This window comes from Thermophagus xiamenensis (assembly GCF_900112795.1).
In the GTDB taxonomy this organism is placed as follows: Bacteria; Bacteroidota; Bacteroidia; order Bacteroidales; family Marinilabiliaceae; genus Thermophagus; species Thermophagus xiamenensis.
The window spans coordinates 34668-59195 of record NZ_FONA01000003.1 but is presented as its reverse complement, the minus strand read 5'-3'; the positions used below and the strand labels follow the sequence as shown (position 1 = coordinate 59195).

Here is a 24528-nt window from a genome sequence, read left to right as displayed (position 1 = left end):
GTCATCAGTTTTTAGTTACTAGTAATTGGTTTATAGTTCACCTCGTTGCTGTGATTTGCATTCCACAACGCAATATTTCCAGGATTTGTAATTCTGCTTCGAATCGCCTATAAGCCTAAATCACACCTTTCAATCCCCTCAATCCCCTCAATCTCACCAATCCCCTCAATCTCATCAATCTAATACGGAATATTAATTTTCAAAAAGAAACCTTCATTTATTTTTGAATGCAAGTCCACTTTCCCGTCTATCGATTTAATGCGGGAATATATGTTGGCAATACCTGTTCCGTTACGTTTTTGAGATGAAGTATCAAACCCCTTACCGTCGTCGGAATAATGTAATTCCAACTCTTTTGAGGAGGAAAAAATAGAGACCTCAATCTTTTTTGCCCGGGCATGTTTCAGGGTGTTGTTAATCAATTCTGTTAATATTCGGTAAAGAATGATTTCAATATTATAGGGGATATGGAGCGCGTCGGGGGTGGTGGATAGTTTAAACGATGGTTTTTCCGGCTGTGGAATGTTGTGGTAAAAGGTTTGAATGGCTTTTTTTAGGCCAAATTTTTCCAACAGGTGGGGACTCAGGTTGTTGGAAATCTCACGTACGGTGTCGATGGCGGTATCGATGGCTACCTCTGTCTTTTCAATAATGGTTTTGTTACGCGGGGAAGCCAGTGATTTGTCTATTGCCGAAAAGGCCATCTTTATAGAGGACAAAATCGGCCCTAGGCCGTCGTGCAACTCTCGCGAAAAGTGCCTGCGTTCTTTTTCTTCGGTTTCGATAATGGCTGATAACACTTTGGCTTCATTTTCTTTGCGCATCCGGTCTATTTTTGATTGTAGCTTAAATATTCTTCGGATGTAAAACGAAGCAATAAACATTAATAGTGAAATGAACACCGCCATCCAGCTATTGAAATGGTCGACGGCGGATAGCTCTTCATTATCAATAAATACGGCCAATTCGCTAATGCGTCGTACCGCCATCAGAAAAAAGGCAATGGATATGGTAATCCACGACACATTGAACTTGGTCCGGCGAATCAGAGTTAATGTATTGAAAAAGGCACCAAACTGAAGAATGACTGATGTGATGAGCGCTATTTGAATGATCATAGTATTGCCTCCTGGTATTGCAATATTATGGAAAAATATTTAAAAATAATATGAAGGTGAGTCTGAACGAAAATATTGATGAAAATGGAGACTGACCTACAAGTTTGCTTTTGAAAAAGGTATCGGTAGGTTATTCTTTGCAAATGTTTCTACCATTTTAACAGAAATATCCACCTTTTAAATGCCCTAAGTCCATTGAAAAATGGATATTTTTGGTGGTCAAAGTTGGTATAGTTGTTAATGAATCGTTAGGTTCATCCGTATGTAAGTAATATGTAGATATTTTAGTCTTTTGAATAAGTGGTGCCATTAGCTACAGTAAGACATGTATAAGATTTTTTGAAAATTCTTACCTCTTACTTCGATTTTATCTAGGGTTCATAACTTTATTTAATATTCATATGAAAACGAACAAATTCTGGGGTGCTTTTTTATGCTGGAGCACCATAATAATTGTGGGATTTATGACAGGGTGTAATTTTTCTGAGAAGAAAGATGGTGAAACCCTGATGTTGAATGAATCTGCTTATTATGAGACAGAAGGAGTCAATGTTCTGGTGTTTTCCAATTGGTATAATGGATATTTCAGTGATTCCAAGATGAGTGGCATTGAGGTTATTCATCATGGACAGCGAACGGTAACCAACGGAGATGTTCGGCTCAACCATACCCCTGAGCAGTGGGATCCAATTCCAAAGTTTATAAAGAAAGAGGTGGACAGTGTAAATAATATTGTTGATGCCTGGCTGGAATATCCTGAATTTAACTATAGAATACATACTCAACCGCAGGGTGATTTTTTGCTGATCAGCGTCCATTTGGATGAGCCTCTGCCTCGCGAGCTGGAAGGAAAGGCCGGATTTAATCTTGAGTTTCTTCCTGCCGCCTATTTCGAAAAGACTTATCTTATGGATGAAAAAACCGGTATTTTCCCACTCTATCCATCGGGACCAACATCCGTTGATAAGGCAGGAAATACCATTCCTATGCCTTTGGCTGTCGGACACCGAATTGTATTGGCGCCGGAGGATGATTTTCATAGAATAACCGTTGAGTCGGAGCAGGAATTGCTGCTTTTTGACGGTCGAAACAAAGCTCAGAACGGTTGGTTTGTGTTGCGGAGTTTGATTCCCGCAGGTAAGCAAGGTAAAGTTATTGAGTGGCGGCTTAAGGTATCGATTGTTGAGGGTTGGTTGCGTGAACCCGTAATCAGTTTTTCACAGGTAGGGTATCATCCATCGCAGAAAAAACAGGCCGTCATCGAATTGGATCGAAGAGATAAAGGTCTTTCCCGGGCTGCTCTGTTGAAAATTGATGAGCACGGAAATCGAAAGACTATTTTCGAAGGTCCGGTGAAAATGTGGGGGCAATACAAGCGGTATCAATACGGTATTTTTGATTTCTCGGATGTGTCAGAGCCCGGTCTCTATGTGGTAAAATATGGTGACCTGCAAAGCCGGGTAATTCGGGTAGATAAAGATGTTTATGAAGGAGTGTGGCATCCAACCCTTGATATTTATATGCCTGTGCAAATGGACCATGTGATGGTTAATGAAGCATATAGGGTTTGGCATGGGGCCTCACATTTGGATGATGCTCTGCAGGCACCTGTCAATCATGAGCATTTCGATCTTTATGCGCAAGGTCCGACCACCGACTCGCCCTATCGTCCCGGTGAGCATATTCCCGGATTGAATATTGGTGGATGGTATGATGCAGGAGATTATGATATCCGTACGCAATCGCAATATCATACGGTTTTGCGCCTGGTCCATGCCTGGGAGGATTTTGATCTATTCCGCGATGAGACCTTGGTGGATCAGGAAAATCGATTTGTGGATCTACATCATCCCGACGGGAAAAACGACATCCTTCAGCAGATTGAACATGGTGCCTTGGCCTTGATAGCGCAACATCGTGCTGTGGGACATGCCATTCCGGGAATAATCGTTCCTTATATATCTCAGTACACTCATTTGGGTGATGCATTAACCATGACCGATAATCTGATCTACGACCCTTCTCTCGACTCTTTGGAAATAAGATATCCTTATAGTGGTACCTTTGACGACAGGTGGGCTTTTACCAGTAAGTCAACACCTCTTAACTATGGTTCTGCCTCGGCGCTGGCTGCGGCATCCCGCGCCTTGAAAGAGATTAATCCCGAATTGGCAAAGGAATGTCTGGAAACAGCTATTAGGGTGTGGAATGACGAACAGGGTAAGGAACCTGATATTTTTTATGTTGGCAATACCACGGGCGGTCCTCTGCTACTGGAAGAAGTAAGAGCCACTTCAGAACTGCTGATCACAACCGGGGAGGAAAAATATGCAGGGAGAATAAGAGAGTTGTGGCCGGATATCAGTCAACAGTTTGGGTATTTAATTACCTCACTTTTTCCTGCTTTGCCTTATATGGATGAGGATTTTGTCAATCAGGTGAAGGAACGGGCTCGTCAATATGCCGAAACGGTTGACAGCCTTAAACATCTTAATCCTTTTGGAGTGCCTATTACCGAAGGGGGATGGGCAGGTAACGGAACTGTTATAGAAAATGGAATTGCCAACTATATGCTTTATCGGGCATTTCCCGATGTCATGGATAAAGAGTCTGTTTTCCGAGCTTTCAACTATATTTTGGGATGTCATCCCGGATCCAATATTTCGTTTGTTTCAGGTGTGGGGCTTCATTCCAAGAAAGTTGCCTATGGAATGAACAGGGCCGATTTTTCATTTATCGCCGGTGGGATTGTACCAGGGGTCTTGATGTTGAAACCTGACTATCCGGAAAATAAGGAAGACTGGCCATTCTTATGGGGCGAAAACGAATACGTGATTACGGTTGCCGGCTCATTTATTTATCTGGCTAATGCTATTCAATCCCTCGTGGAAGAACTATAGAAGAGCAGCTCTTTATAAACCTCAAAGTCGGTAGGGCTATAGAGTACAAACCGGATGATTTTAACTTTGTTCAAAGTGGGGGCTGCCTCTTTTAGGGTGTCAACTACTACTCGGGTGGCATCGCGCAGGGGATAGCCAAAGATACCGGTGGATATGGCAGGAAATGCAATGGAATGAATGTTATTTTTTTCGGCCAATCGCAGGGCATTACGATAACAATTGGCCAAAAGCTGTGCTTCCGGTTTGTCGTGACCGTATACAGGACCTAAACAATGTATTACATATGGGTTAGGAAGGTTGTGGCCACCCGTAATAACTGCTTCGCCGGGCTTTATGGGCGCCAGGGGGCGGCACTCTTCCTCAAGGCCGGGGCCGGCAGCACGATGTATGGCACCGGCCACGCCGCCACCCATTCTCAGTTGGGCATTGGCGGCATTTACAATGGCCATCATATCGGGTTGCGAGGCAATATTGCCCTGAACCAATTCTATGGTGATGTCTGATATGGTTGTTTCCATTTTTATTGAGATTATCTGATTGTTGGAATAAACCCTGACAGTTTGGTTGGATACTCAAAGATAACACTCAAAATGTTAACAGGGAAACAAAAAGCTATCATTTTGGCGGTTGTAGTTCTTTTAACCGGTCCAGAATTTTATACATTAATTGGTTGGTTGATTCAATATAGTGAGCATTTTTCAGCATCTCTTCCTTTTTTTGAATAAATGGTGCATCAATAAGCTCATCATCGGCATCGCGGAGCATTAAATTCAGGCTTTCATTGGTCACCTCAAGGTGAAACTGAAGGCCTAATACTCTGTCGCCAAAAACAAAAGCCTGATTTTTACAGACGGGTGAGGTGGCCAGGTGAAGTGCCCCTGCCGGTATCTCAAAGGTGTCGCCGTGCCACTGAAATATTTTGAAGGTGTTTTCAATATTCTTAAACAGAGGGTTTTGTTTTCCCTGGTCGGTGAGTGTCACGTCGAACCATCCAATTTCCGGTTCGGGGTTTTTGGTCACTTTGGCACCAAGAGTGGCAGCGATGAGTTGTGACCCCAGACATATACCAAGCACTGTTTTCCCCCGGTCGATGGCTTCTTTTATGGCTTTTTTCTCTTCTGCCAGCCACGGATAGTGTGTTTCATCATTCACACTCATGGGGCCGCCCATGATGATGAGCCAGTCATACGAATCGATGGAGGGTATTTTCCAATCTTCATAAAAACGCGTATAATTTAACGGAAAACCCTCTTTTTTTATCCAGTCTTTTATACACCCCATATCTTCGAAGGGGGCGTGTTGAAAACAATGTATTCTTATGTTCATGGGTGTTTGTTTTTTTAGGGGTTGGTCTCAAAAATATGAAAATTTATCCAATGCAGTGCATCGATTTAGGGTTGGATAATTTATGCCGTGAATATAAGTTGGCAAAGATTGCTATTTTTGATGCCTGGTTTTAGAAACCAGAGGCCAGAAGCTAGAAGCTAGAGGCCTGAAGTTAGAAGCTAGAGGCCAGAAGTCAGATTAAAAGATATTAGTAGAAATATGGTGGATATAAAGTAGATACAAATAGATATAGGTGGATATATAATAGATATAAATTGTATGCTAAAAAAATAGCCTAACAACCTATCGGCCTTTATTGCCAGCCCCGTAGGGGCGGCAGCTTTGTAGCAAAAGTGCAACCATATACAATCTGAGCCCCGGAGGGGCGACAGAAGCCAGGAGCCAGATTAAAAGATTTATGTGGATATAAATAGAAATATGGTGGATATAAGGTAGATACAAATAGATATAGATGGATACATAATAGATATAAATAGCCTAACAACCTATCGGCCTAGTGGCCCAATGGCCTATTGGCCTATTGGTCAGAGCCCCGTAGGGGCGGCAGCTTTGTAGCAAAAGTGCAACCATATACAATCTGAGCCCCGGAGGGGCGACAGAAGCCAGAAGCCAGAATAAAAGATATATGTGGATATAAATAGAAATATGGTGGATATAAGGTAGATACAAATAGATATAGATGGATATATAATAGATATAAATAGCCTAACAACCCATCGGCCTATCGACCTAGTGGCCCAATGGCCTAACGGCCTAATGACCCGGTGACCTAATTGTCAGCCGCGGCGCGGCGACAGCTTTGTAGCCATTTGTCCCAACCCATAAAAAGCAATTATATTTTATTAAAAAAATAATCAGAAAAGCAATGACAGAACAAGTACCGGCAACGGAATTAAATAACCGCATGAGTCGGTTTCGGGAAATGATGAACCGCCAAAATCCGGAATGGGAGATGGCCGTTATCTTCAGTAAAATCAATTTATTGTATTTCACCGGCTCAATGCCCGAAGGGATGTTAATCATTGAACGGGATGGGGATGCCATTCTTTGGGTTCGACGAAGCTATGAACGAACACATGAAGAGTCTCTCTTTTCCGATATTAGAGCCATGAGCAGTTACCGGGATGCGGCAGCGTCTTATTCCCGACTGCCCGGGAAAGTCTATCTGGAGACCGAATTTGTGCCCTTAGCGGTTTACCATAGGTTCAGAAAATATTTTCCTTTTGAGGAATACCGTCCTCTGGATGGTCAGGTGGCAGCCACGCGTGCCGTCAAAAGCCTTTGGGAGCTAAACCATATGAAACAGGCCGGGGAGATACACCGGCGGGTACTGGAAGAGATGGTGCCCCAAATCCTTAGAGAGGGGATGAGCGAAGCCGATTTGGCAGCCGAAGTGTATGCTTTGATGGTAAAGGAGGGACATCAGGGCACTGCCAGATTTGGAATGCTCGACACCGAAATCGTTGTGGCCCAGCTGGGATTTGGCGACAGTTCGTTGTATCCCACCAACTTCGACGGACCGGGCGGAAACCGTGGGTTAAATGCCGCCGTGCCAAGCCTCGGCAGCAGGGAACGAAAATTAAAAAGGGGCGACCTGGTTTTCCTGGATATGGCCATTGGCGTTAACGGATACCATTCCGACAAAACCATGACCTATATGTTTGGTGAGGCGCTTCCTGATGAGGTGATAAGGATTCATCAACAATGCGTGGAGATACAGAATCGTGTGGCACAAATGCTCAAACCGGGCAATGTTCCCGAAACCATCTATGATACCATCATGGACGAGCTGAGCCCCGACTTCCTCGAAAACTTCATGGGCTTCGGAAACCGACGAGTGAAATTCCTGGGACATGGCATCGGCCTCACAGTCGACGAGCTGCCGGTGCTGGCCCGCAAATTCAGAGAGCCTCTGGTCGAAAATATGGTCTTTGCCGTTGAACCCAAAAAGGGTATCCCCGGCGTGGGAATGGTCGGCATCGAAAACACTTTTGTCGTTACCCCCGACGGCGGACAATCCATCACCGGTAACAGCCCCGGATTGAGGTTGGTGGAGTAGGGAGGCCACTAGGTTGTTAGGCCATTAGGCCAATAGGCTGATAGGCCACTAGGCTGATAGGCCATTAGGCTGATAGGCCATTAGGCTGATAGGTTATTAGGTCGATAGGCTATTAGGCGCTAGGCTGTTAGGCTTATTTTGTGCCATACAATTTATATCCACATACATCTTTTAATCTGGCCTCTAGCATCTGACCTCTGGCATCTGACCTCTAGCATCTGACCTCTGGCTTCTGATAATCTATTTTAATAGTATTAGTGACGTAGTTGCCGTGATGACCCAGAGTGAGATGCCTAAGGCAAAACTTTTGGCACCCGACTGTTTTATCTGGCCAATGGTGATGTTGGAGCCGATGAGGAACAAAGCTATTACCATGCCGCGGCGACCCAGCCAGTAAAAGTGGGCATAACTTTTTTGTAGTTCGGGGAAAAAGTTGGCAAAGAGAATGGCCCCCACAAAAAACAATATGAACCAGGGGAAGTTGATGGTTCCTTTGCCGCTTTTGTTGACCAGCGCAATGACGATGGACAGGGGGATAATCCATAAGGCGCGAATCAGTTTAACCGTGGTGGCAATCTGTAATGCCTTGTCGCCATAGGCAGCGCCGGCCCCTACCACCGAGCTGGTGTCGTGGATGGCAATGGCTGCCCAATTGCCGAAGGTTTCCTGACTTAAGCCAAGCGCATGGCCTATGCTCGGAAAGATAAACAGGGCTGCCGCATTAAGAACAAAAACCACTATCAGCGCAAATGAGTTTTGATAGTTCTCGCTTTTCAGGATGGGTGCTACCGCCGCGATGGCACTGCCGCCGCAGATGGCCGTACCGGTGGATATCAGTAACGATATGTTTTTTTCTACTCTAAAAAGTTTACCAAGAAATATCCCGATTAACATAACCCCGGTAACCGAGATAATCGTCTCTACAAACCCGCTTTTCGAGGCCGAGATTACCTCTTCCAGACTCATTCCAAAGCCCATTAACACTATGGACCATTGCAGTATTCTGGATGTGTATTGGTGGATGTTGCGGTGTCTCATCCCCAGCAACGATAAGGTTAAACCAACGAACAACGCTATGGCCGGTGATATAAACGGAAGAAAGGAACACACTATGATGACCGCATAAAGCCGGTCATAATTCCCGAAAATCTCTTTTCCCTTGTTTTTGGCGCTAATAATTAAGTTTGCCGTATTCATACCTTTATTTTTTCCGGGCAAAATTACCGGCAAGGTATGATGAAAGCAAATACCAAATTGTTTGGGCTGATAACTAAAAGTTATAGTTGCGGAGGAAATTTTCGAACAATTCCACCTGTCGACTTTTGTGTCCCTGCTTATAGGCAAGACGAAACCGACGATTGATGGATAAGCCTTTTACCTTAAGCTGTACATGGGTTTTCAGATACAGTTCGGTCTTCACTGCTTTTTCCGAAACGATGGCCAAACCATCAAACTCCAGAAGGAAGTTTTTTATCGATTCGGTGCTTCCCAGATGAATCAATGTGTTGAGTGAGTTAATATCTATTCCGTGCAGCGATAAGGCTTCCCGAAGCACTTCCAGTGTTCCCGACCCTTGTTCGCGCAATACGAGGGGAATCTGCCGCAGGTCTTCTAAGGTCAGATGTTTTCGTTTGGCATAAACGCTGTTGACACCCGTTATCACCACCAGCTCATCATCCAGAAAATGGTGGTAGCTGATGCCGGCCTGCGAAGTGTGATTTTCCACCAGAGCCATATCAATCTGATTTTCCAGCAAAAGTTTCTCCATCTCAAAGGAGTTGCCATTCATCAGGATTATTTCTATCCGGGGATAACGCTTGTGGAACGAGGCAATGGCCCGGGGAATCACATATTGTGATATGGTGGAACTGGCACCAATCTTAAAGGTCCCCGAAATATGGTGGTTCAATTGGCCAATCTCAAAATCGAGTTCGCGGTACTTGCGGGCAATCTCTTTAAAACTGTTGTACACCTTTTCGCCGGCAGGGGTCAGAAAGACCTTGTTGCCTTTCCGCTCGAAGAGATTGGTATGATAACGGTTTTCCAGCTCACGGATGTGCTTGGTCACCGCCGGCTGGCTGATGTTTAGCTCTTCGGCCGCTTTGGAAAAGTTCAGATTCTCGGCAACGGCAATGAATACGGTGTCTCGGTAGTCCATGGAAACAATTGAATGGTGGTGATATAAACGTCTGAAAATAGGTTCCTGAGGCTGGTTTATTTTAATCTTTTACTATTTTTCTGAAAACCGTACGGTCGTCAATCATCAGTTTAAGAAAATAGGTTCCCCGAGGCAAAGGGGCGATGTTTCAAGGTTCGACCATTTTTCAATGAGTAACACACCTCTGGCCTCAGGGTGCGAAAGTACATCGGGGTGCGTACCGTTGGTGCCGGCAAAACATCCCCGGGGTTTTTCAATGGTCTGGCCGGTAAGGCCAAAGGGTAGAAGTGAAATAACCAGTATAAAAAGTGGGTTCTTCATTTCTCGTTTTATCTCTTGTGCATTTAATAGAATGAGTGTTGGCCCTAAGATATTCATTTCTGTTTATATGAGAAAATTAAGGGGGCGCTGCGCCCGGATAAATGAGCCAAACGTTCTGCACCGATTCGTGAGGGTTATGCTTAATCTCAAAAGGTTTGTGATCAACTTTAAGGGGTTTGTGATCGACCTGAAGAGGCTTATGAATGACCCAAAGGGGTTTGTGATCGACTTAAAGGGGTTTATGAATGACCAAAAGAGGTTTATGATCGACATTAAGGGGTTTATGATCGACTTAAAGAGGCTTATGATAAACACTGAGATCTTTGTGAGCAGTATTGAGACCTTTATGCAGACTTTTTTTCTATGTTTGAGTTGCCCGGTTTGGCTGAAATTGGCGGTGCAGGCATTCAAAAATGCCAATTTAGGGGAGTTTTTGCCGTTTGGTACTTCATTTTTAAAAATAGGATTATTTTAAAACGATTTACCAATACTTTATGCCATTTACAAAATGTTTATGCCTTTAAATATTGTTTGTTATCTAATTTAGAATACGAGGATTGCCCGTTAAAATATCAAGTCCACTGTTTTTGAAATCTCTATCATTTGTTAGTAAAACCAAATTGTTTTCAGAGCAAATTGAAACAGTCGCTTTATCCACAAAATCTTTGTAAAGTTGTCCAACAGCAGTATTTAAAAAAGCTGTTGTAAGCATTTCGATATTTTGAAAGGAAAGTATAACCTTTTTCTTTTCCTTAAAGGCTTTTACAATCATTTCAAAAACTTTTTGACCATCCTCCGCTTCAATCCCGAAAACATCTCCAATAATATTTACAATGTTTATTGTTGTATTTTCCATATTCTTAGAATATATCATTTATGTCATTTTCGCCTTCAAGTGAATAATTTGTGTTATCATTCGTTCTAAATTGCAAATTTACATTCCCCGGAATGTCAACTTGTTATTTGTCATTTCGAGATTCAAAATCTTTTAATGTTGTTCCGTCTTTAAATTTCCACTCTGTGAGTCCGTTGGCATTTCTTCCCATAACAATTGAAGCGGCCGTAGAAGGGCTTGAGAACTCATAATCTTCAGTTAAAATTAGTTTTTCATTTTCTCTTTTTAGTGTTCCTCTATTTATTAGGTTATTTCTTATTTGTTCAAACGGTTTTGGATAGGATGGAACGGTTGACAAGGCTATTTGCGAACCTTTAAGTACTACAAAACCTGCACTTGTAGCAATTCCTTTTGCTTTTGCTCCTCGAGCAGCATTTATTTCAAATATTTTTTTGGCCTTTTTATTTAATTGCTCGGTTATTTCTTCAAATACCTTATGTCCTAGTGTGTTGGTTAACATTTTTATGTTTTCAATAAATTCTTCCATTTCAGCTTTGTCCGCTTCCGAAATGGCGGACATGGTTGGTGTTGCCCCATTTTCAATCTTATAACGTTTTACATTCTTTGCAATTCCAAATAATCTACTTTCAAGATATTTAATGTGGGCTTTATTTAGGTTTTCATCTTTGCTTATAAATGCTATTGTTTCATTCCAGAAATCTTTTTGAGATAAATGTTGCTTTAACCTATCATATATTACTTCTGCCTCACCAATATACACTTTATCATTATTCGCTTCATCTTTCCCAAACAATAAATAGACGCCCGGCTTTTTTAATTCTTCTCGTTTTGACGAATCGGATAAATAAATTCTAGGAATTTTATAGGCCTTTCCTGTCCAATTGGATAGCTCACAGGTAATTCTTCCATTGGGAACTCCATCTATTAAAAATAGAGTTATTTTTTTTCCATAGTTTTTCATCAGTATAAATTTTACTTACTTCGTTGGTATATTGCTTCTTATAAGTAGTCGTTAGTGGTTAGTCGTTAGTCATTAGTTATTTAATACTAACCACTTGTTAACTAATGACTAATCACTTCTTCTGCCTTCTGCCTGTGCACTTCTGCCTGTGTCGTTTATACATGTCCTTTTGTGGCAAAAGTCGCCATGCTCGTTTCATCAGTATAAAATTTTTCTAAGTTATTGGTCTGATGGAACTCGCATGCCCTAAAGTTTATACATGTACTATTTGTGGCAAATCTTCTAGGTCATGCTCGTTTCATTTCCTCTTTTATTTTCGTACTAGATAAACTTCTCTATATGTAGGATACTTCAAAAATAGAAAAATGTTTATTTTATATAATGGTGGAGCTGTGTAACAATTTGGTGAACCAATATTTGAGTACGTGCTCGTCATCAAAATGCTTTACAAACTGTAGGTTGAGTAACCCCAGGTTTAACAGGGTTTCATTCATATCGAAAAATACGGCTTTTGTCATCGTTATAACCTTTAATTGTAATAGTTGGACACCTCTCAATGACGCGGTGATGCGAGTTTGAATGAGCATCTCATAAGTTGCCTGCTCGTTTTATTGATTAGCTTTGAGCTTTGTTGGATTTTTCCAGCAGTTCAATTTCATCCAGTAGTTTACCTCTTTTTTCATCATTATTTTCATCTTTAAGAAGTTTGTTCAGAGCAATATACTTATTGACAGGGTCGTTGTATTCGTCTGTATTGATGAATGTTGCAAGCCAGTCGAGATATGTTTTTGTGGTTATTTTTTTACAATCCTCAATTAATGATTTTGCAAATTCCAGCATGTCGTATCCGTGGTTGTACATATCAATCGGGCTAACCTCTCTGTCAAGCAGTAATCCATGCAAATAAACATTCTGAAAAGCCGTATCGATGGTATAAGTCTTGGCCTCAGCCATTTTCCCCAGTTCGAAACAGGCGACTGCCCAAATCAGCGAAAGGAATGGTGAGCCAATATCATCGGAAAAATTCTTGTCAAACCATTTTTTGTAGGTAATTACTCCTTTATAATCTACTATTTTCATGTACAATTCAAAGATGTAATAGCGATTACCGGCACTATCAATAAAACCGCCAAACTTCCTTTTCTCGGCGGTTAATGCCGCGCGACGTTTCCTTATCGATTTTTTTATTCTTTCAATCTGTTTGTCTGTCATGATTTTAAGTGTTCAAGGATTTAATATGTGAATATTTTTCTTGCCATGTTTTTTTATCGGTTTAAAATTATCCAATTTATTGGTTTGATGAAACTCGAATGACAAATGGTTTTAAACATTTTCCTTTGTGAAAACACTAGATTGTCATGTTTGTTTCTTGGTGTTTTATTGTTTCACAGTGTTACACAGAGTTTTTCACAGAGTTCCACAGAGTGGATGGATTTGGGATGCTAAAACGGTTCAAAATGTGCCACCGATTTCGGTGAACCTGTGCCACTATAGCGGCGCCTTATACCATCTTCAAACGCAGAGACGCAAAGAGGCAGAGGAGAATGGTGTGTTCCTGAAACTATTCAGGTTCTGTCAAGGGCGGCTGAGGCACGAAGCTGCTATATACCATTGACCGGTTTATGGCAGAAACTTTTTGGTTATTCTTCTTTGTTGCATTAAGATGTTTGAGCACTTTTTCTTATGATAGTTTCCTGTATGTTTAAAGGCTCGTTGTTTACCATGTTATCAGAGACGATGGTATGTTTAATTGCAATTATGGCTTTTTAATGTTTATCTTTTGCTTTGATTTTGTTGGTTATATATATTTGTATGACCTTGCAATGAAATTATTGCTCTAAAAGTGGGAAAGCTATAAAATTGTATTTAATGTGAGAAATAGCGTAATTTTGATACATATACCAGAAAGCATCCAAATTTTTGAATCCAGAGAGAAATATGGGCAGAACTAAAAAACAATCCAAAACTTCGAATATTAACCCAAAAGTTAAGGGTAATAATCCAAAAACTTCGGCTGAAAAGGATTTCGAAGCCTTAAAGGAAATTCAGGAGTATTTCAAAAAGGAAGTTGAAAAATTTAAAAATTCACAAGAGGTGTATCCTGTAGGTCCGGAAAATAAAGAGTGGAAAAAAATGAATTTCAGAAAGTAAAGCCGCTAATTTTAATCATTTCACAAGGGTAAGTGTTCTATTGAATTGTATTTTTTGTGATTAGTTCTATGTCTTAGGTAAAAATTACTCTAATGATGAAGTATGAAATCAAAATAGATAAAGGGCCTGAGGCAAAAGGAACGATAGATCTTCAACGGCTTGGTGCGTTGGCTGAAAGTTTTCGCAAAATTGCTGAGGGCGCATTACAAATCAGGCTCAGAGGGGTAAGTTTTACCAAAGGTAAGAAGAAACTTTCGCTTTATGATGCCCTAAAAGTTTCAATAAGTGGCATAAAAGGCGGAAGTACAATTCTTTGTCTTGATACCGAGCAGTTTGGAAAAACGCTCGAGCCTTATCAGACTGATATTTTTCGTCAGGAGGCGCAGCAGGCTTTACCCGGTGAAACACCTGTCTCTTTGTTCATAAGTACTTTTAAACTGGCTCTGGATGGAGGAAAAGACCAGGAACTTTTGGATAAACAGCTGTTGAAACAATTGAAACAATTTAAAAGCGTATTTTTGAATGATGACGAAATATTGACAATTTCAAACCAAGGGAGTATTCCAGAATTAATATTAAAAAAAGAAGACTTCAATAAGATTAAAGTACTGGAAGAAGAGATTCCCGATTCCGAACCGATTATTCTGAATGGTATCGTAGATGAGTTAAAATACAGTAAATTAAAAGTGAAGATTCAGACAGCGGAAGGCATTGTAGACGGTTTTTTGTCAGAAAATCTTTCATCAGAAAAAATAGCTCAATACTGGGGCAAGGAGGTTACTATTACCGGGACTGCCCATTTTAAACCTGGAGGAAAATCTGTAATTGAGATAAATAACATATTTGAACCTGGAAAGGGCGATAGCTATTTTTCCCGAAAACCAAAAACTGAAACGGTTGAACAACAACTGCAGAGACAGATAAGGGAAAAAGGAGGCAACCGCTTTTCAGAGATTGTGGGCAAGTGGCCGGGGGATGAAGATTTTGAAGACCTGCTTAAAATGCTGACCAAATGAACCGGTTTGTTCTGGATACCAACATTTGCCTGGCTTATATCAGAGGAAATTGTTTCTGTGGACTGCTACTTTTTAGAACTACCCCAAAATAGATATTCTTAAAACGCAGAGGCGCAAAGACGCCAAGAGGCAGAGAACAGCTGTGAAGCCTTTAACTTGCAGTGCAATACATCCCCTCCGGTCGTGTAAATTGCAAATGATTTTTTTGGATAAAAAAAATGATCTTGTTAAATTTACTGAGCCACAAATCATAACCCCAATTGAAGACCAAACCTATCATAACACCAGTTCTCAATCACCACCCATACTCTGAAGTGATTCTTTCGGAATTTTCTTGTGATTCGGAATTAATCCCAAATGTATGTCGGTTTCAGAGCACCTGTCGGGGTGCGGCAAGCAAATGCTGGAACCAGCCCCAACTTATGTTTAGTCTGCAAAAAACTATTAGTGTTCTAGAACCGCTTACTTTTCTCGATTACAATTCTTTCTCAGAAGAAAACAATAATAATTCTAAGTCAAAGGAGAATATGTTAAAGTATGCTTATCGGGCATCTATTATTGAATCTTAACTCGCAAAAATAGATAAATATGTTTAATGTTGGTAGGATAAAATTAACCAAATAAATTAAATGATTATGAAAACTTTAGAAGAATTAACACGTGTTCAGTATGGAGACTATAAGGGTGATGTTGCGGTTGACACGCAAAGTGGAACAGATTTTTTAAAATTTTGCAAAGAAAAAGATGTAGATGTTGACAATGAGTTTCCAATTGGTTTTTCATTTGGTGAAAGTACAACATCTGGAATTGGGCGAAAAGATGAGGTCCATTTTACGGTTTATACCATTGACAAAAATGTTGCTGGTTCAAATTATGATGAGATTGAAAAGTATATTAAATCGAATTCTGGAAGTATTAAATTAAAAAAATATTACCTTTCTATAAAATATTCTGAATTGACCAAGTTTATCACACGATACAAAGTGACATGTTTTAACAGTATGAGAGATATTATTCGTGAGGTTGATATCATTGGTGATGATAATATGTAAATACGATTGCAAATAGCTGGGCATGCGTGATGCGGGGGGATGGTGAAAATTCAAAAGTGGGTACAGTTATTAATCATTCTACCGGATGATAGCTTGGTGTCCAGAAGGTAAGCCAATATCTAATGAGATTATTCAATAAGTAACCGAAGAATGTAAACGATCTAAAAATAACAATAAGTAAAACATTGCCGCGGCTTTTTCCTGATGCTAAAATTATCTCAATTTTAGAATCAGGTGATGGCGTATTTAGGATGACAAAAAGTGGTAAAAATAAAATTTGATTAAAAATGGATTATATTATAAAACAAGCTAGTAAATTTTCAAAAGATGAAATTAATCGCTTCAAAAAGATTGTTACAGATGCAGGCCAAGTTAAAAAGGAAACTTTTGACGGATTAATAGATAGAGATCCAATTCTTTTATTTATTCCTGACACTTCAAAAATTGAGGCTGTTGGTGCACTAAAAGTTCCTCATGTCTCTTATAAAAATAAAGTATTTTGCAAATCAAAATCAGGTCTTAACCCGGAAGACTTCGATTTTGAAATTGGGTGGATTGTAAGTTTAAACAAAGGAAAAGGACTAGGAAAAATGGTGACTGAAGTTTTAACTAACTGTAAACCAAATATCTATGCAACAGTCCGTGAAGATAATAGCCGTATGAGACAAATTTTAGAAATGCATAACTTTAAAAAAAGTGGTGATTCATTCAAATCTGACAGAGGTGATTATAAAATAGTTTTATATGTAAAAAGCTGAAAAATAAATAGTTTAGGGTATGTGAGATTTAGAGGTTTTCGTGAGTTGATGGCTTGTAAAAAAGATCGGTGTAAAGGGATAGGAAATTGCCCTGTAATCCTGCACGAAACCATATCATCAATCATTAGGTGTTTTAACCCGGATTATGCATTAGAAACTAAAACTTTCTCTAAATTTTAAGTTTTTAACCGATTACATCTATTTTAAACAACCCTGAGGGTGAGATGTTTTTTAATGTAAATCATTAGAAACTTACCGATTAACAACCAAATAAATTGTTTTATGAATTTCTATTGCATAATTCGGGTATAAAATATTATCTTTAATCAATAATAAAGAAATAATAAATTTATTAAATAATAAAAAGCTAATTGAGGATATACTCCTCAGAGACAAAAGCCTATATCACAGAAACAAGGTTTGTATTCTTACCGTTTGGAAGACACGCCTAAAATAGACATTTTTCTTTTTTTGAAACCAAAATTCTTAATGCAAATTCAGTAAGCAAGTTGGTTCTATCAAGTTCGTCTGAGGTCCCAAGAGAGAGTGTAAAATAAACTCTGTCCATAAACTAATAAATCTTAATATTGCAGTTTATGGCAGACAAGAAAAAAGAAACACCCGAGTATCGTGCACTGTGCAACTTGGCTTTAGAAAAATTGCATAGAGGGAAATCACTTTCAGGCGAAGGTGGCGTTTTGGAGCCCATTATAAAGGAATTTCTGGGAAGCGCTCTTTCGGCCGAGATGGAAAATCATTATTTGGAAGAAGAGCGTTCTTTTGGAAACAAGCCAGGTAAGGAAAGTAATCAAAACAAAAGGAGCATTTACCTGCGGATATGGCACTTCTGAAGTTAATTTATTTGACAACTGAAAATATTGCAAAAAAAATGGACCAAACCCCTTCAAAACAGAGCATTAACGCTACAGCAATTGTGTATTCAATTTAAAGGGCGTTTAAACCTTAAGGTGTGACATCCAAAATCTTAATCGCAAAGACAGGTCGTCTTCAGAACCTGTCATGGGTACGGCTTCGTACCTCAGCCGCATTTGACAGAACCGGAAAACTACCTGTAAAGCTTTTAGAAATTGGTTTCTAAAAAAAAGAAACATTCTACTTTAGCATTGTCCTAAAAAAGGGATGCCTACATAAAGGGTAAGTCTACAATTCATTATTCGCATCAGTAATTCTTTTTAATTCTTCAATTAAATTAATAGTTGGTTCAAATCCGGAAAAATCTATTTGCTCTCCGTTATGCACTCTATTTTCTATTTTTTTTGAAAACTTTCTTTTATCTCCCGTAAAACTAAAAATAGTATTGTCAAAGCGAGATGGGGGAAATCTATTCCCTTGAGGAATATCAGAATCTGTTAAAAGCAACTCAGAGGAAAGATGACAATAACAGGGTTTTTCTTTATCTATGAAGTTTATTCGAAATTCTGGAGCTACCAAACTGATTGCATAAATATTTGGATGTTTTTTATGTTTATACACTTTGCAATTAGTAAACCCATCAATTTCTAATTCTTCATACTGTGCTTTCTTTAAGCTTTTCAATTGATTAATTCCTTCGTTATCAAAATCAAAGATTCCGACCACTAGATTTTTAGTCGGTGTTTTATTTATATGATTTCTCAAAAAATCACAAATGAAAGTAGCTCCAGATCCTACACTGCCTCCATTATTTGATTCTTCGTGTTTGTTTAAATAATATTTATCCGCCAGTTCTTCACCTTTTAAAGCCTTATAAGCCAAAGAAAATAGAATATTGTCCGTTTTTCCTTCAAAAATTAAATAAGGTTTTTGTACTTCAATTAACCGATTTTTTGTTTGTTCAGCTATTTTGAGTTTAACTTCAAGTTCAGTGTATAGGTTTGCCAATTGTTCATTAATCACTAAAAGGCCAATGTCTTTTTGAAGGTGTTCCTCAGTTGCCTTTGTTATCTGAATTATTTTGGAATTATGATTTCCCTCTTCTTTATAAACCCTATACTTTGAAATTTTATCTCCTTCAAGAGAAATAAAATTGAAAGAGTGAGAAGCGACAAATATTTGAGCATGCTTTAAATAATTTGAAGAAAAACTCTCAGCTAGTTTTTTTGCTAAACCATATTCGCAAGAATTTTCAGGTTCATCAAAGCCCCATAATTCATAGTATTTTGATGTACTGGCTATATGGTTCAATATTGTTGGAATATATCTAAGCCTAATTCCATCTCCTCTTAATTTAAGAGGGATATCATGGTCTCCTGATTTAGTATCAATTATTAAACGTTGGAATAAGTCAGCAATTTCTGTTGGAAAGGAAAGATTACTTTCTATTCCAGAAACTTTTTGAAAATCTTTCTTTAATTCATTAGTAATTTCTGCAATTTGGGCGTTAAATCGTTCAATTGTTTCTCTAAAATCGCCTTCAGTTGAACTTCTTGTAGTGTCAAATAGAGACTCTTGAAGAAGGGATAGTAAGTAAAAGAAAAATTTATCATCTCTTATTGCAGGGACGTATGTATAACGGATCTTGTTTAAAAAAACTGTCAATGTTCTTCTCGAAATTTCTAAACTTCTTGTCCTGAATTTGTTTTGTTTTATTAAAGAATCAAAATTGTCTTTTGGAACTCCCATGATGTTCCCAAGCCTATCCCAAGACTTTGTTACTGTAAATTTCTTTGGCAATGTTGAATAATTACCTGGGTTTAGAAAAGTAATTTGAATTTTAATAAACTGTTTTCCTTTAACACTTTCCTGCCTAACTTCTTGTAATCTTTCTTTATTAAAGTCTTCATTGAAATTTGTTTCTTTTTTATTAAAAAATAGGTCAAGTGCTTTAAGAACATTTGATTTTCCTACATCGTTTCTACCAGAAAAAATATTAAGTTCATTTAATGATTTTACTTTCTCATCTTTGATTGATCTGTAATATTGAATATTTATTTGATCAATTATTTTCATACTTGATTATTTTGTATTGATGCAAACTTTCTATGCGAAATTATTATTAAGCTAGTGTATTTGTAATATTAGGAAAAAATTTATTCAATTTTGTATACAGTTGATGAATAATAACTTCCTTTAACCTTTAAAATACATTCAGTTCCATAACCTGCAAATCCGAAAAAGCCATTAAATTTAATATATAAATTTGTTCCTTTAATGTTATAGAGACTCCCTGGACCATCTGTTATTTCTATTTTATATTCTCCTTCCTCTAATTCTGTTTTTACAAAAATAAAGTTAATGAGGTTCCCATTTTGATCCAATGTTCCATAATCTAAATCTATTTTTTTGTAGAACGCATTTACAGTATATCCCTCTTTTGAAGTCAAAAAAATAGAATCTTTAGATGTAAAACCCATTAATCCAAATGGAATTAAAAACCAAAAAAGAAATTTTATAATTTTCATAAAAAAGATAGTTTGAATGTATTATCTCAAGAAGTTTTAAGTAAACCACTGGAAAGTATATTTTATTAGTTGTTTTTTGTTTTTCATTCCCGTTGTGAAAGCAGAGAGTAAAATGTTATTCCTTTTGTTCAATATCATTTTCTGACCATATAAATTTATAAACAATAATGTCCTGAAAATAACCTATTCCGCAACATGCAAAATCTTTATTTACAGCATATAATTTTGCTATTTCATCGCTGAATGAGTTTTCATTTTCTCTATAAACGGCCAAATACTCATCGAATTTACCTTTTGATGTTGGAGATACAAATACTTTTAACTCCACTCCATTTATTATTATTTTATTTCCGATGCGTGATTTTAATTTTATAGCTTCTAAAAAATTCATATCAAAATTATTTTTTGGATTGAAGTGCCTAGGTTTTCTTCAATAAATTAAGAAATTATTTGTCAAACAGAATATTTAAAGAATTTAACGTCCCAAAAATCTGCAACGGGTATTCTAGATTGAAAACCGGTGCCATCAAGCATAGGGTCTATTGGCATTAATAACCATTCAGCATCCCTTTGGGCATTTTTTAAGGCATCATTAAAATTCTTGTTATTCAATTTAGATAAAAAAGTAACTGCGTTTATAATTAATAGCCGATGTTTATAATTAGGTATTTTGTTACAGGTTTCGCATCCGACATAAGCACTTTTAAATGATAAATATTCTTTAAATCTTTGATAGTTACATTTATATTCGAAGAAATATATTCCGTCATAAATTTCTTGAAGCTGTTTTTTTTCAAAATTTGCAGAAAAAATATATGCCTCCGCTTCATCAAAAGAAGAACTTTCAACTTCTTTCTCTTTATTTCCCTTTAAATAATAATTTCTAACTAATTTTTCATTTTCGGAAAATGAAAGGAACGATGTTGTTTCAAAAATATTTTGAACCCCTTCAATGTGATTTTTTATTTGTTTTGTCCATCCATAATTGAAAAAAAGTGGGTCTCCACCATTAATTTGTTTAGATAGTAATCCATCAGTTGCAAATTTTTCTGGTCGGGTTGTATTATTTTTTTTGTCTGCCCGAAATAATTTAAGTGTTTTTGTCATGATAAATATTATTACAATAATAAAATGGGATATGTAAACATTCTCTTAACAGGAAAATAGATAAATTTATTTTCATGAACAAAAATTCTAAATGCAAATTCAATGAGTAAGTTGGTTCCATCAAGTTCATCTGATGCCCCAATCCCTTAATAAACCCTTTTCAGCTTCAGATTACTCACTTAATTTGGAATTTAAACTATGATTGGCATTAAAAAGTATAAAACATTTTGCAACCTAAGGTTTTAGGTAAATCGTCTGGTTCATTATTTAGCACTCTCTTTTAAGTTGCTAGTTCTCTGCACTGAATTTACATTTAGAACTACCCCTAATTCATCAGCCAATTGACCCGTAAAGGTTTCCGAAAAATATGTTAATTCAAAATATTCTATTTTCCCCAGCATATTGTTAATGTTTTCGATGTGATTAATCCGACAACTTAAATTATCGCCATTAAGTACGGCCTGTTTTAGGGTTTTCTTTGTATAATTTTGCGGGCGTAAAAAGAACTGTACCATGAAAATAGACCATATAGCTATCTGGACACGAGACCTTGATAAGGTCAGAGATTTTTATGTCAGGTATTTTGGTGCTGTATGCAGTAGCAAGTATGAGAATTCTGAAAAGAAATTTTCGTCCTATTTTTTGTCTTTTCCGGGTGAGTCTACCCGAATAGAATTGATGCATAATCCCGAAATTCGGGAGGCGGAAAGAAATGTTGGTTTAACGTTGGGCCTGACACATTTGGCCGTTTCGGCGGGTAGTCGCGACCAGGTAAACCGCCTCACGGAACAATTGCGTACCGACGGGTATAAGATTATCGGTGAGCCACGAGTTACCGGCGACGGATATTACGAGAGTGTGGTGGAAGATTGCGAAGGGAACCGGCTTGAAATCACCGAATAGTTCAAGGGCAGGGGCGGTTGATTGTTCCGGGCTATTCAGTTGATCAGGGTACTTTATGGTTTGGGTCATTTTTTGTTGGAATTGTTGGACAATTATAGGGTGATTGTGCCCCATCGTTAAAGTGAATCCTGGAAACTTTCTTTTACTGTTGCCTAATTGAGATGTTAAATCATTACATTACTTTTTGAAGATATTAAACTTTTGCCGGAGTTTGCCGTTATTGGTTTTATTGCAATCAGTATAAAATATATCTAATTCATTGGTCTGGTTTAACGCGCATGGTTTAAGTTTAAACCTTTTCCTATTGTGGCAAGCCAGGTAGCCATGTTGGTTTCATCAGGTGTTATTGCAATATTGCGTCAATGTTTGTTACGACCTGCAAAGCATATAGCAGTAAAAGGGAAAGACGGCTTTGGTAATTTCTTGATTTTGATTTCGTGCAGAACAATAATCCCGGAATTCCTTTGCATATATTTCCATGAGGGAAACAAAGATTTATATTAATCAACTTTTTAAGATTACTTAAATGACAAAAGAAATCAAAACAGAAATTTTAATTAATGCTACTCCGGAAAAAATATGGGGCATTCTTACATCCTTTGGTGAGTATCCCTGGTGGAATCCGTTTATTACATTAATACAGGGCACTGTGGAAGTTGGTAACAAAATTACCGTGAGAATAGAACCTCCGGAATCAAAAGCCATGATTTTTAAGCCCAGGGTTCTTACCTACATACCAAATAAAAAACTTCAATGGCTGGGTCATTTGCTGATTGCCGGAATTTTTGACGGAGAACACACCTTTGAACTTGATGATCAGGGTAATGGTTCTACAATTTTTAAACATAGCGAAATTTTTAAAGGAATACTTGTTCCTTTGTTAAAAAATCAGCTCGACAACAACACCAGAAGAGGATTTGAAGAGATGAATAAAAAGCTAAAGGAATTGGCGGAAAAGGCATGATAGTTTTCATAGACCACCACAAAGGGTGACTAATTTAAACGGTTCTCTGATATTGGCACAAGATGAACCGAAATAGTTTTTGTCTGGCACATTTTACTTTTGTAAGTCGATTATTTGCTGTATCAGGTTCACTAAGTCTGAATCCTCGAGGTCGGGTTTAAAATAGAGAGGATTTTAAATGGTCTTTTTTTCGGAACAACAAAAATATGTGATTGTCGATTTTGTGGTATTCCATTAAAGTTTTACGAAAATGAAGCTGAGGAATAGCCTAAAACCCACCACAGCCTTGTCTGTAATTTTTTAATGGTTGAGTGACGTTTATATCTCTTTAATCATCTCAAACTGTTTCCCAGTCACCTCAATGTTTTTGGCTTTAAGAAAATCGACAATAGAACTGCAGGCGGTGTCGGCGTTGATAAGTTTTGTTGTTGAACATTTATTGTGTTTGTTTGCTTCAAAAAGTAGTTGTGAGGCAGCGCCTTTTCTTCGATGGGCTTTATCAACGGCAAGTTGGGTTATGTCGCCCGAGTTGGGTTCAAAGATGCAGTAGCCTATAAGCTTTTCGTCGGCAAAGGCACCTAAACAGATAAAATCTTCCCGCGCCCGCTGGATGGATTCAAAGCTGTTCTGCCACGAGGGATAGAAGTCCCAAAAATCAGACAAATTATCATATTCGTCGATATTGATTGCCTGGACCCGGAAAGGCGTAACTTTTATTGCATGCCTGAACGTTTCGTTTTTCCAGAAGAAGTAGTTAAACTCACGGGTTGTCTTAAAATTAATTTTTTGATAGATGGAAACCGCTTTGGTGTTGTGCTGCAATACCTCCAGCAGATAATGCCCGATGTTCTCTTTTTTCAAAAAGGGGATGGAATGTTCGAATATTTTGGTTGCCAAACCTTGACCACGATATTCTTTTACGGTTCCGGTTCCGGTATCGTAGGCCATTGGTTTTCCATTAAAATTACCTGTTCCGTTCAATGTGAATGCTACAATATCATCACCCTCAAAGGCGGCAAAAGACAACTCAGGCGTAAAACCACGCCTTTTCAACATGTTTTTGAGTTCATGGTGGTTGAGTTGAATGTCATAGTCGGCAAATGCTCTGCGAAAAGCAATGAATATGGTGTCAAAGTTTGTGCGTTCGAGGGATTTTATTTCCATGTCCTATTATTTTGTCATTTAAAAAAACTCTTAAAGCTCGGCTTTTCTTGATTTATCCGGATGATGACATCGAATGTCCTGTATTGCGCTGTCAGTTGCACAGAGCATGATGATACAGGCTTTCGATTCCCATAAGGATTAGATTTTCTGCCAATGTCTTGCCAATATTGGGTAATTGTTTGAGCTCTTTGTTTTGGGTGGTCAAAATTATGAATGGTTGAAGCAATAAAAATAATAATTTTCGGGACGGCATGAATTTTTTTATCCAAAAAACGCAGGAAGAAGCGGAAGC

The 24528-nt window shown here is 38.3% G+C and carries 24 protein-coding genes and 1 pseudogene; 10 read left to right on the top strand and 15 right to left on the bottom strand.

Annotated elements, in window-relative coordinates; genetic code table 11:
- Positions 1 to 179: 179 nt before the first annotated feature.
- Positions 180 to 1118, bottom strand: a complete 939-nt coding sequence (locus tag BM130_RS02330; protein ID WP_010526799.1) for a sensor histidine kinase — start codon at positions 1116 to 1118, stop codon at positions 180 to 182.
- Positions 1119 to 1519: 401 nt separating this feature from the next.
- On the opposite strand from BM130_RS02330, the gene BM130_RS02325 reads away from it, so the two are divergent.
- Complete coding sequence (locus tag BM130_RS02325) at positions 1520 to 4018, top strand: glycoside hydrolase family 9 protein (RefSeq protein ID WP_010526800.1); 2499 nt, start codon at positions 1520 to 1522, stop codon at positions 4016 to 4018.
- Here BM130_RS02325 and BM130_RS02320 read toward each other — a convergent pair.
- On the bottom strand, positions 3994 to 4536 hold the full coding sequence (locus BM130_RS02320; RefSeq protein WP_010526801.1) for a macro domain-containing protein: 543 nt from the start codon (positions 4534 to 4536) through the stop codon (positions 3994 to 3996). The genes BM130_RS02325 and BM130_RS02320 overlap by 25 nt on opposite strands.
- A gap of 97 nt (positions 4537 to 4633) precedes the next feature.
- Positions 4634 to 5344 (bottom strand): type 1 glutamine amidotransferase, encoded by a 711-nt coding sequence (locus BM130_RS02315; protein ID WP_010526802.1) that lies wholly within the window; start codon positions 5342 to 5344, stop codon positions 4634 to 4636.
- 886 nt (positions 5345 to 6230) lie between these two features.
- Here BM130_RS02315 and BM130_RS02310 point away from each other — a divergent pair.
- Positions 6231 to 7424, top strand: coding sequence for a M24 family metallopeptidase (locus tag BM130_RS02310; RefSeq protein ID WP_010526803.1), 1194 nt, complete (start codon positions 6231 to 6233; stop codon positions 7422 to 7424).
- 240 nt (positions 7425 to 7664) lie between these two features.
- On the opposite strand, the gene BM130_RS02305 is transcribed toward BM130_RS02310, so the two are convergent.
- The 3 genes from BM130_RS02305 to BM130_RS02295 all read right to left on the bottom strand — a co-directional run bounded on the left by BM130_RS02305 (position 7665) and on the right by BM130_RS02295 (position 9960).
- Complete coding sequence (locus BM130_RS02305) at positions 7665 to 8768, bottom strand: YeiH family protein (protein ID WP_237706094.1); 1104 nt, start codon at positions 8766 to 8768, stop codon at positions 7665 to 7667.
- Positions 8695 to 9582 carry a LysR substrate-binding domain-containing protein gene (locus BM130_RS02300; RefSeq protein ID WP_010526805.1) on the bottom strand — a complete coding sequence of 296 codons (888 nt, stop codon included), beginning with the start codon at positions 9580 to 9582 and terminating at the stop codon, positions 8695 to 8697. Before BM130_RS02300 ends, BM130_RS02305 begins: the two co-directional genes overlap by 74 nt.
- A 105-nt stretch (positions 9583 to 9687) precedes the next feature.
- Positions 9688 to 9960 (bottom strand): hypothetical protein, encoded by a 273-nt coding sequence (locus tag BM130_RS02295; protein WP_044138469.1) that lies wholly within the window; start codon positions 9958 to 9960, stop codon positions 9688 to 9690.
- Positions 9961 to 9970: 10 nt separating this feature from the next.
- On the opposite strand from BM130_RS02295, the gene BM130_RS15365 reads away from it, so the two are divergent.
- Positions 9971 to 10378 (top strand): hypothetical protein, encoded by a 408-nt coding sequence (locus BM130_RS15365; protein ID WP_138956847.1) that lies wholly within the window; start codon positions 9971 to 9973, stop codon positions 10376 to 10378.
- A 63-nt stretch (positions 10379 to 10441) separates the two neighbouring features.
- Here BM130_RS15365 and BM130_RS15145 read toward each other — a convergent pair whose 3' ends face one another.
- From BM130_RS15145 to BM130_RS02270, 4 genes are all read right to left on the bottom strand, one after another.
- Positions 10442 to 10759 carry an STAS-like domain-containing protein gene (locus BM130_RS15145; protein WP_081474937.1) on the bottom strand — a complete coding sequence of 106 codons (318 nt, stop codon included), beginning with the start codon at positions 10757 to 10759 and terminating at the stop codon, positions 10442 to 10444.
- Between the two features lie 103 nt (positions 10760 to 10862).
- Positions 10863 to 11720, bottom strand: coding sequence for a GIY-YIG nuclease family protein (locus tag BM130_RS02280; RefSeq protein ID WP_010526809.1), 858 nt, complete (start codon positions 11718 to 11720; stop codon positions 10863 to 10865).
- Positions 11721 to 12094: 374 nt separating this feature from the next.
- Complete coding sequence (locus tag BM130_RS15230; RefSeq protein WP_202796511.1) at positions 12095 to 12238, bottom strand: hypothetical protein; 144 nt, start codon at positions 12236 to 12238, stop codon at positions 12095 to 12097.
- Positions 12239 to 12335: 97 nt separating this feature from the next.
- On the bottom strand, positions 12336 to 12932 hold the full coding sequence (locus BM130_RS02270; protein ID WP_010526811.1) for a hypothetical protein: 597 nt from the start codon (positions 12930 to 12932) through the stop codon (positions 12336 to 12338).
- Positions 12933 to 13658: 726 nt separating this feature from the next.
- On the opposite strand from BM130_RS02270, the gene BM130_RS02265 reads away from it, so the two are divergent.
- From BM130_RS02265 to BM130_RS15875, 5 genes and pseudogenes are all read left to right on the top strand, one after another.
- Positions 13659 to 13871 carry a hypothetical protein gene (locus BM130_RS02265; RefSeq protein WP_010526812.1) on the top strand — a complete coding sequence of 71 codons (213 nt, stop codon included), beginning with the start codon at positions 13659 to 13661 and terminating at the stop codon, positions 13869 to 13871.
- A gap of 92 nt (positions 13872 to 13963) precedes the next feature.
- The gene (locus tag BM130_RS02260) at positions 13964 to 14887 is read left to right on the top strand and encodes a hypothetical protein (protein WP_202796512.1); all 924 of its coding nucleotides are present in this window, start codon (positions 13964 to 13966) and stop codon (positions 14885 to 14887) included.
- A gap of 635 nt (positions 14888 to 15522) precedes the next feature.
- Entirely contained in the window at positions 15523 to 15939 is a 417-nt protein-coding gene (locus tag BM130_RS02255; RefSeq protein ID WP_138956848.1) for a hypothetical protein, read from the top strand.
- A 287-nt stretch (positions 15940 to 16226) separates the two neighbouring features.
- On the top strand, positions 16227 to 16697 hold the full coding sequence (locus tag BM130_RS02250; RefSeq protein ID WP_010526815.1) for a hypothetical protein: 471 nt from the start codon (positions 16227 to 16229) through the stop codon (positions 16695 to 16697).
- Positions 16698 to 17489: 792 nt separating this feature from the next.
- Positions 17490 to 17671 (top strand): annotated as a pseudogene (locus BM130_RS15875) (IS256 family transposase); the annotation flags it as partial.
- 187 nt (positions 17672 to 17858) lie between these two features.
- Here the strand turns inward: BM130_RS15875 and BM130_RS02240 are convergent.
- The 4 genes from BM130_RS02240 to BM130_RS02225 all read right to left on the bottom strand — a co-directional run bounded on the left by BM130_RS02240 (position 17859) and on the right by BM130_RS02225 (position 21205).
- The gene (locus BM130_RS02240; RefSeq protein ID WP_010526817.1) at positions 17859 to 19646 is read right to left on the bottom strand and encodes an ATP-dependent nuclease; all 1788 of its coding nucleotides are present in this window, start codon (positions 19644 to 19646) and stop codon (positions 17859 to 17861) included.
- Between the two features lie 80 nt (positions 19647 to 19726).
- Positions 19727 to 20098, bottom strand: coding sequence for a hypothetical protein (locus tag BM130_RS02235; RefSeq protein ID WP_010526818.1), 372 nt, complete (start codon positions 20096 to 20098; stop codon positions 19727 to 19729).
- A gap of 115 nt (positions 20099 to 20213) precedes the next feature.
- A complete protein-coding gene (locus BM130_RS02230) occupies positions 20214 to 20489 on the bottom strand; it encodes a hypothetical protein (RefSeq protein WP_010526819.1) in 276 nt (91 codons plus the stop codon).
- Between the two features lie 62 nt (positions 20490 to 20551).
- The gene (locus tag BM130_RS02225; RefSeq protein WP_010526820.1) at positions 20552 to 21205 is read right to left on the bottom strand and encodes a hypothetical protein; all 654 of its coding nucleotides are present in this window, start codon (positions 21203 to 21205) and stop codon (positions 20552 to 20554) included.
- A 513-nt stretch (positions 21206 to 21718) separates the two neighbouring features.
- Here BM130_RS02225 and BM130_RS02220 point away from each other — a divergent pair.
- A complete protein-coding gene (locus BM130_RS02220) occupies positions 21719 to 22108 on the top strand; it encodes a VOC family protein (protein WP_010526822.1) in 390 nt (129 codons plus the stop codon).
- A gap of 526 nt (positions 22109 to 22634) precedes the next feature.
- A complete protein-coding gene (locus BM130_RS02215; RefSeq protein ID WP_010526823.1) occupies positions 22635 to 23072 on the top strand; it encodes an SRPBCC domain-containing protein in 438 nt (145 codons plus the stop codon).
- Between the two features lie 318 nt (positions 23073 to 23390).
- Here BM130_RS02215 and BM130_RS02210 read toward each other — a convergent pair whose 3' ends face one another.
- Positions 23391 to 24236 (bottom strand): GNAT family N-acetyltransferase, encoded by an 846-nt coding sequence (locus tag BM130_RS02210; protein ID WP_010526824.1) that lies wholly within the window; start codon positions 24234 to 24236, stop codon positions 23391 to 23393.
- Positions 24237 to 24528: the final 292 nt, after the last annotated feature.

Coding starts and splice junctions, on each gene's coding strand:
- BM130_RS02320 (WP_010526801.1), bottom strand. CDS start 4,536: ATGGAAACAACCATATCAGACATCACCATAGAATTGGTTCAGGGCAAT.
- BM130_RS02325 (WP_010526800.1), top strand. CDS start 1,520: ATGAAAACGAACAAATTCTGGGGTGCTTTTTTATGCTGGAGCACCATA.
- BM130_RS02270 (WP_010526811.1), bottom strand. CDS start 12,932: ATGACAGACAAACAGATTGAAAGAATAAAAAAATCGATAAGGAAACGT.
- BM130_RS02215 (WP_010526823.1), top strand. CDS start 22,635: ATGACAAAAGAAATCAAAACAGAAATTTTAATTAATGCTACTCCGGAA.
- BM130_RS02255 (WP_138956848.1), top strand. CDS start 15,523: ATGAAAACTTTAGAAGAATTAACACGTGTTCAGTATGGAGACTATAAG.
- BM130_RS02235 (WP_010526818.1), bottom strand. CDS start 20,098: ATGAAAATTATAAAATTTCTTTTTTGGTTTTTAATTCCATTTGGATTA.
- BM130_RS02220 (WP_010526822.1), top strand. CDS start 21,719: ATGAAAATAGACCATATAGCTATCTGGACACGAGACCTTGATAAGGTC.
- BM130_RS02260 (WP_202796512.1), top strand. CDS start 13,964: ATGATGAAGTATGAAATCAAAATAGATAAAGGGCCTGAGGCAAAAGGA.
- BM130_RS02310 (WP_010526803.1), top strand. CDS start 6,231: ATGACAGAACAAGTACCGGCAACGGAATTAAATAACCGCATGAGTCGG.
- BM130_RS02280 (WP_010526809.1), bottom strand. CDS start 11,720: ATGAAAAACTATGGAAAAAAAATAACTCTATTTTTAATAGATGGAGTT.
- BM130_RS02225 (WP_010526820.1), bottom strand. CDS start 21,205: ATGACAAAAACACTTAAATTATTTCGGGCAGACAAAAAAAATAATACA.
- BM130_RS02265 (WP_010526812.1), top strand. CDS start 13,659: ATGGGCAGAACTAAAAAACAATCCAAAACTTCGAATATTAACCCAAAA.
- BM130_RS02250 (WP_010526815.1), top strand. CDS start 16,227: ATGGATTATATTATAAAACAAGCTAGTAAATTTTCAAAAGATGAAATT.
- BM130_RS15230 (WP_202796511.1), bottom strand. CDS start 12,238: ATGACAAAAGCCGTATTTTTCGATATGAATGAAACCCTGTTAAACCTG.
- BM130_RS15145 (WP_081474937.1), bottom strand. CDS start 10,759: ATGGAAAATACAACAATAAACATTGTAAATATTATTGGAGATGTTTTC.
- BM130_RS15365 (WP_138956847.1), top strand. CDS start 9,971: ATGAGAAAATTAAGGGGGCGCTGCGCCCGGATAAATGAGCCAAACGTT.
- BM130_RS02300 (WP_010526805.1), bottom strand. CDS start 9,582: ATGGACTACCGAGACACCGTATTCATTGCCGTTGCCGAGAATCTGAAC.
- BM130_RS02295 (WP_044138469.1), bottom strand. CDS start 9,960: ATGAATATCTTAGGGCCAACACTCATTCTATTAAATGCACAAGAGATA.
- BM130_RS02330 (WP_010526799.1), bottom strand. CDS start 1,118: ATGATCATTCAAATAGCGCTCATCACATCAGTCATTCTTCAGTTTGGT.
- BM130_RS02230 (WP_010526819.1), bottom strand. CDS start 20,489: ATGAATTTTTTAGAAGCTATAAAATTAAAATCACGCATCGGAAATAAA.
- BM130_RS02240 (WP_010526817.1), bottom strand. CDS start 19,646: ATGAAAATAATTGATCAAATAAATATTCAATATTACAGATCAATCAAA.
- BM130_RS02210 (WP_010526824.1), bottom strand. CDS start 24,236: ATGGAAATAAAATCCCTCGAACGCACAAACTTTGACACCATATTCATT.
- BM130_RS02315 (WP_010526802.1), bottom strand. CDS start 5,344: ATGAACATAAGAATACATTGTTTTCAACACGCCCCCTTCGAAGATATG.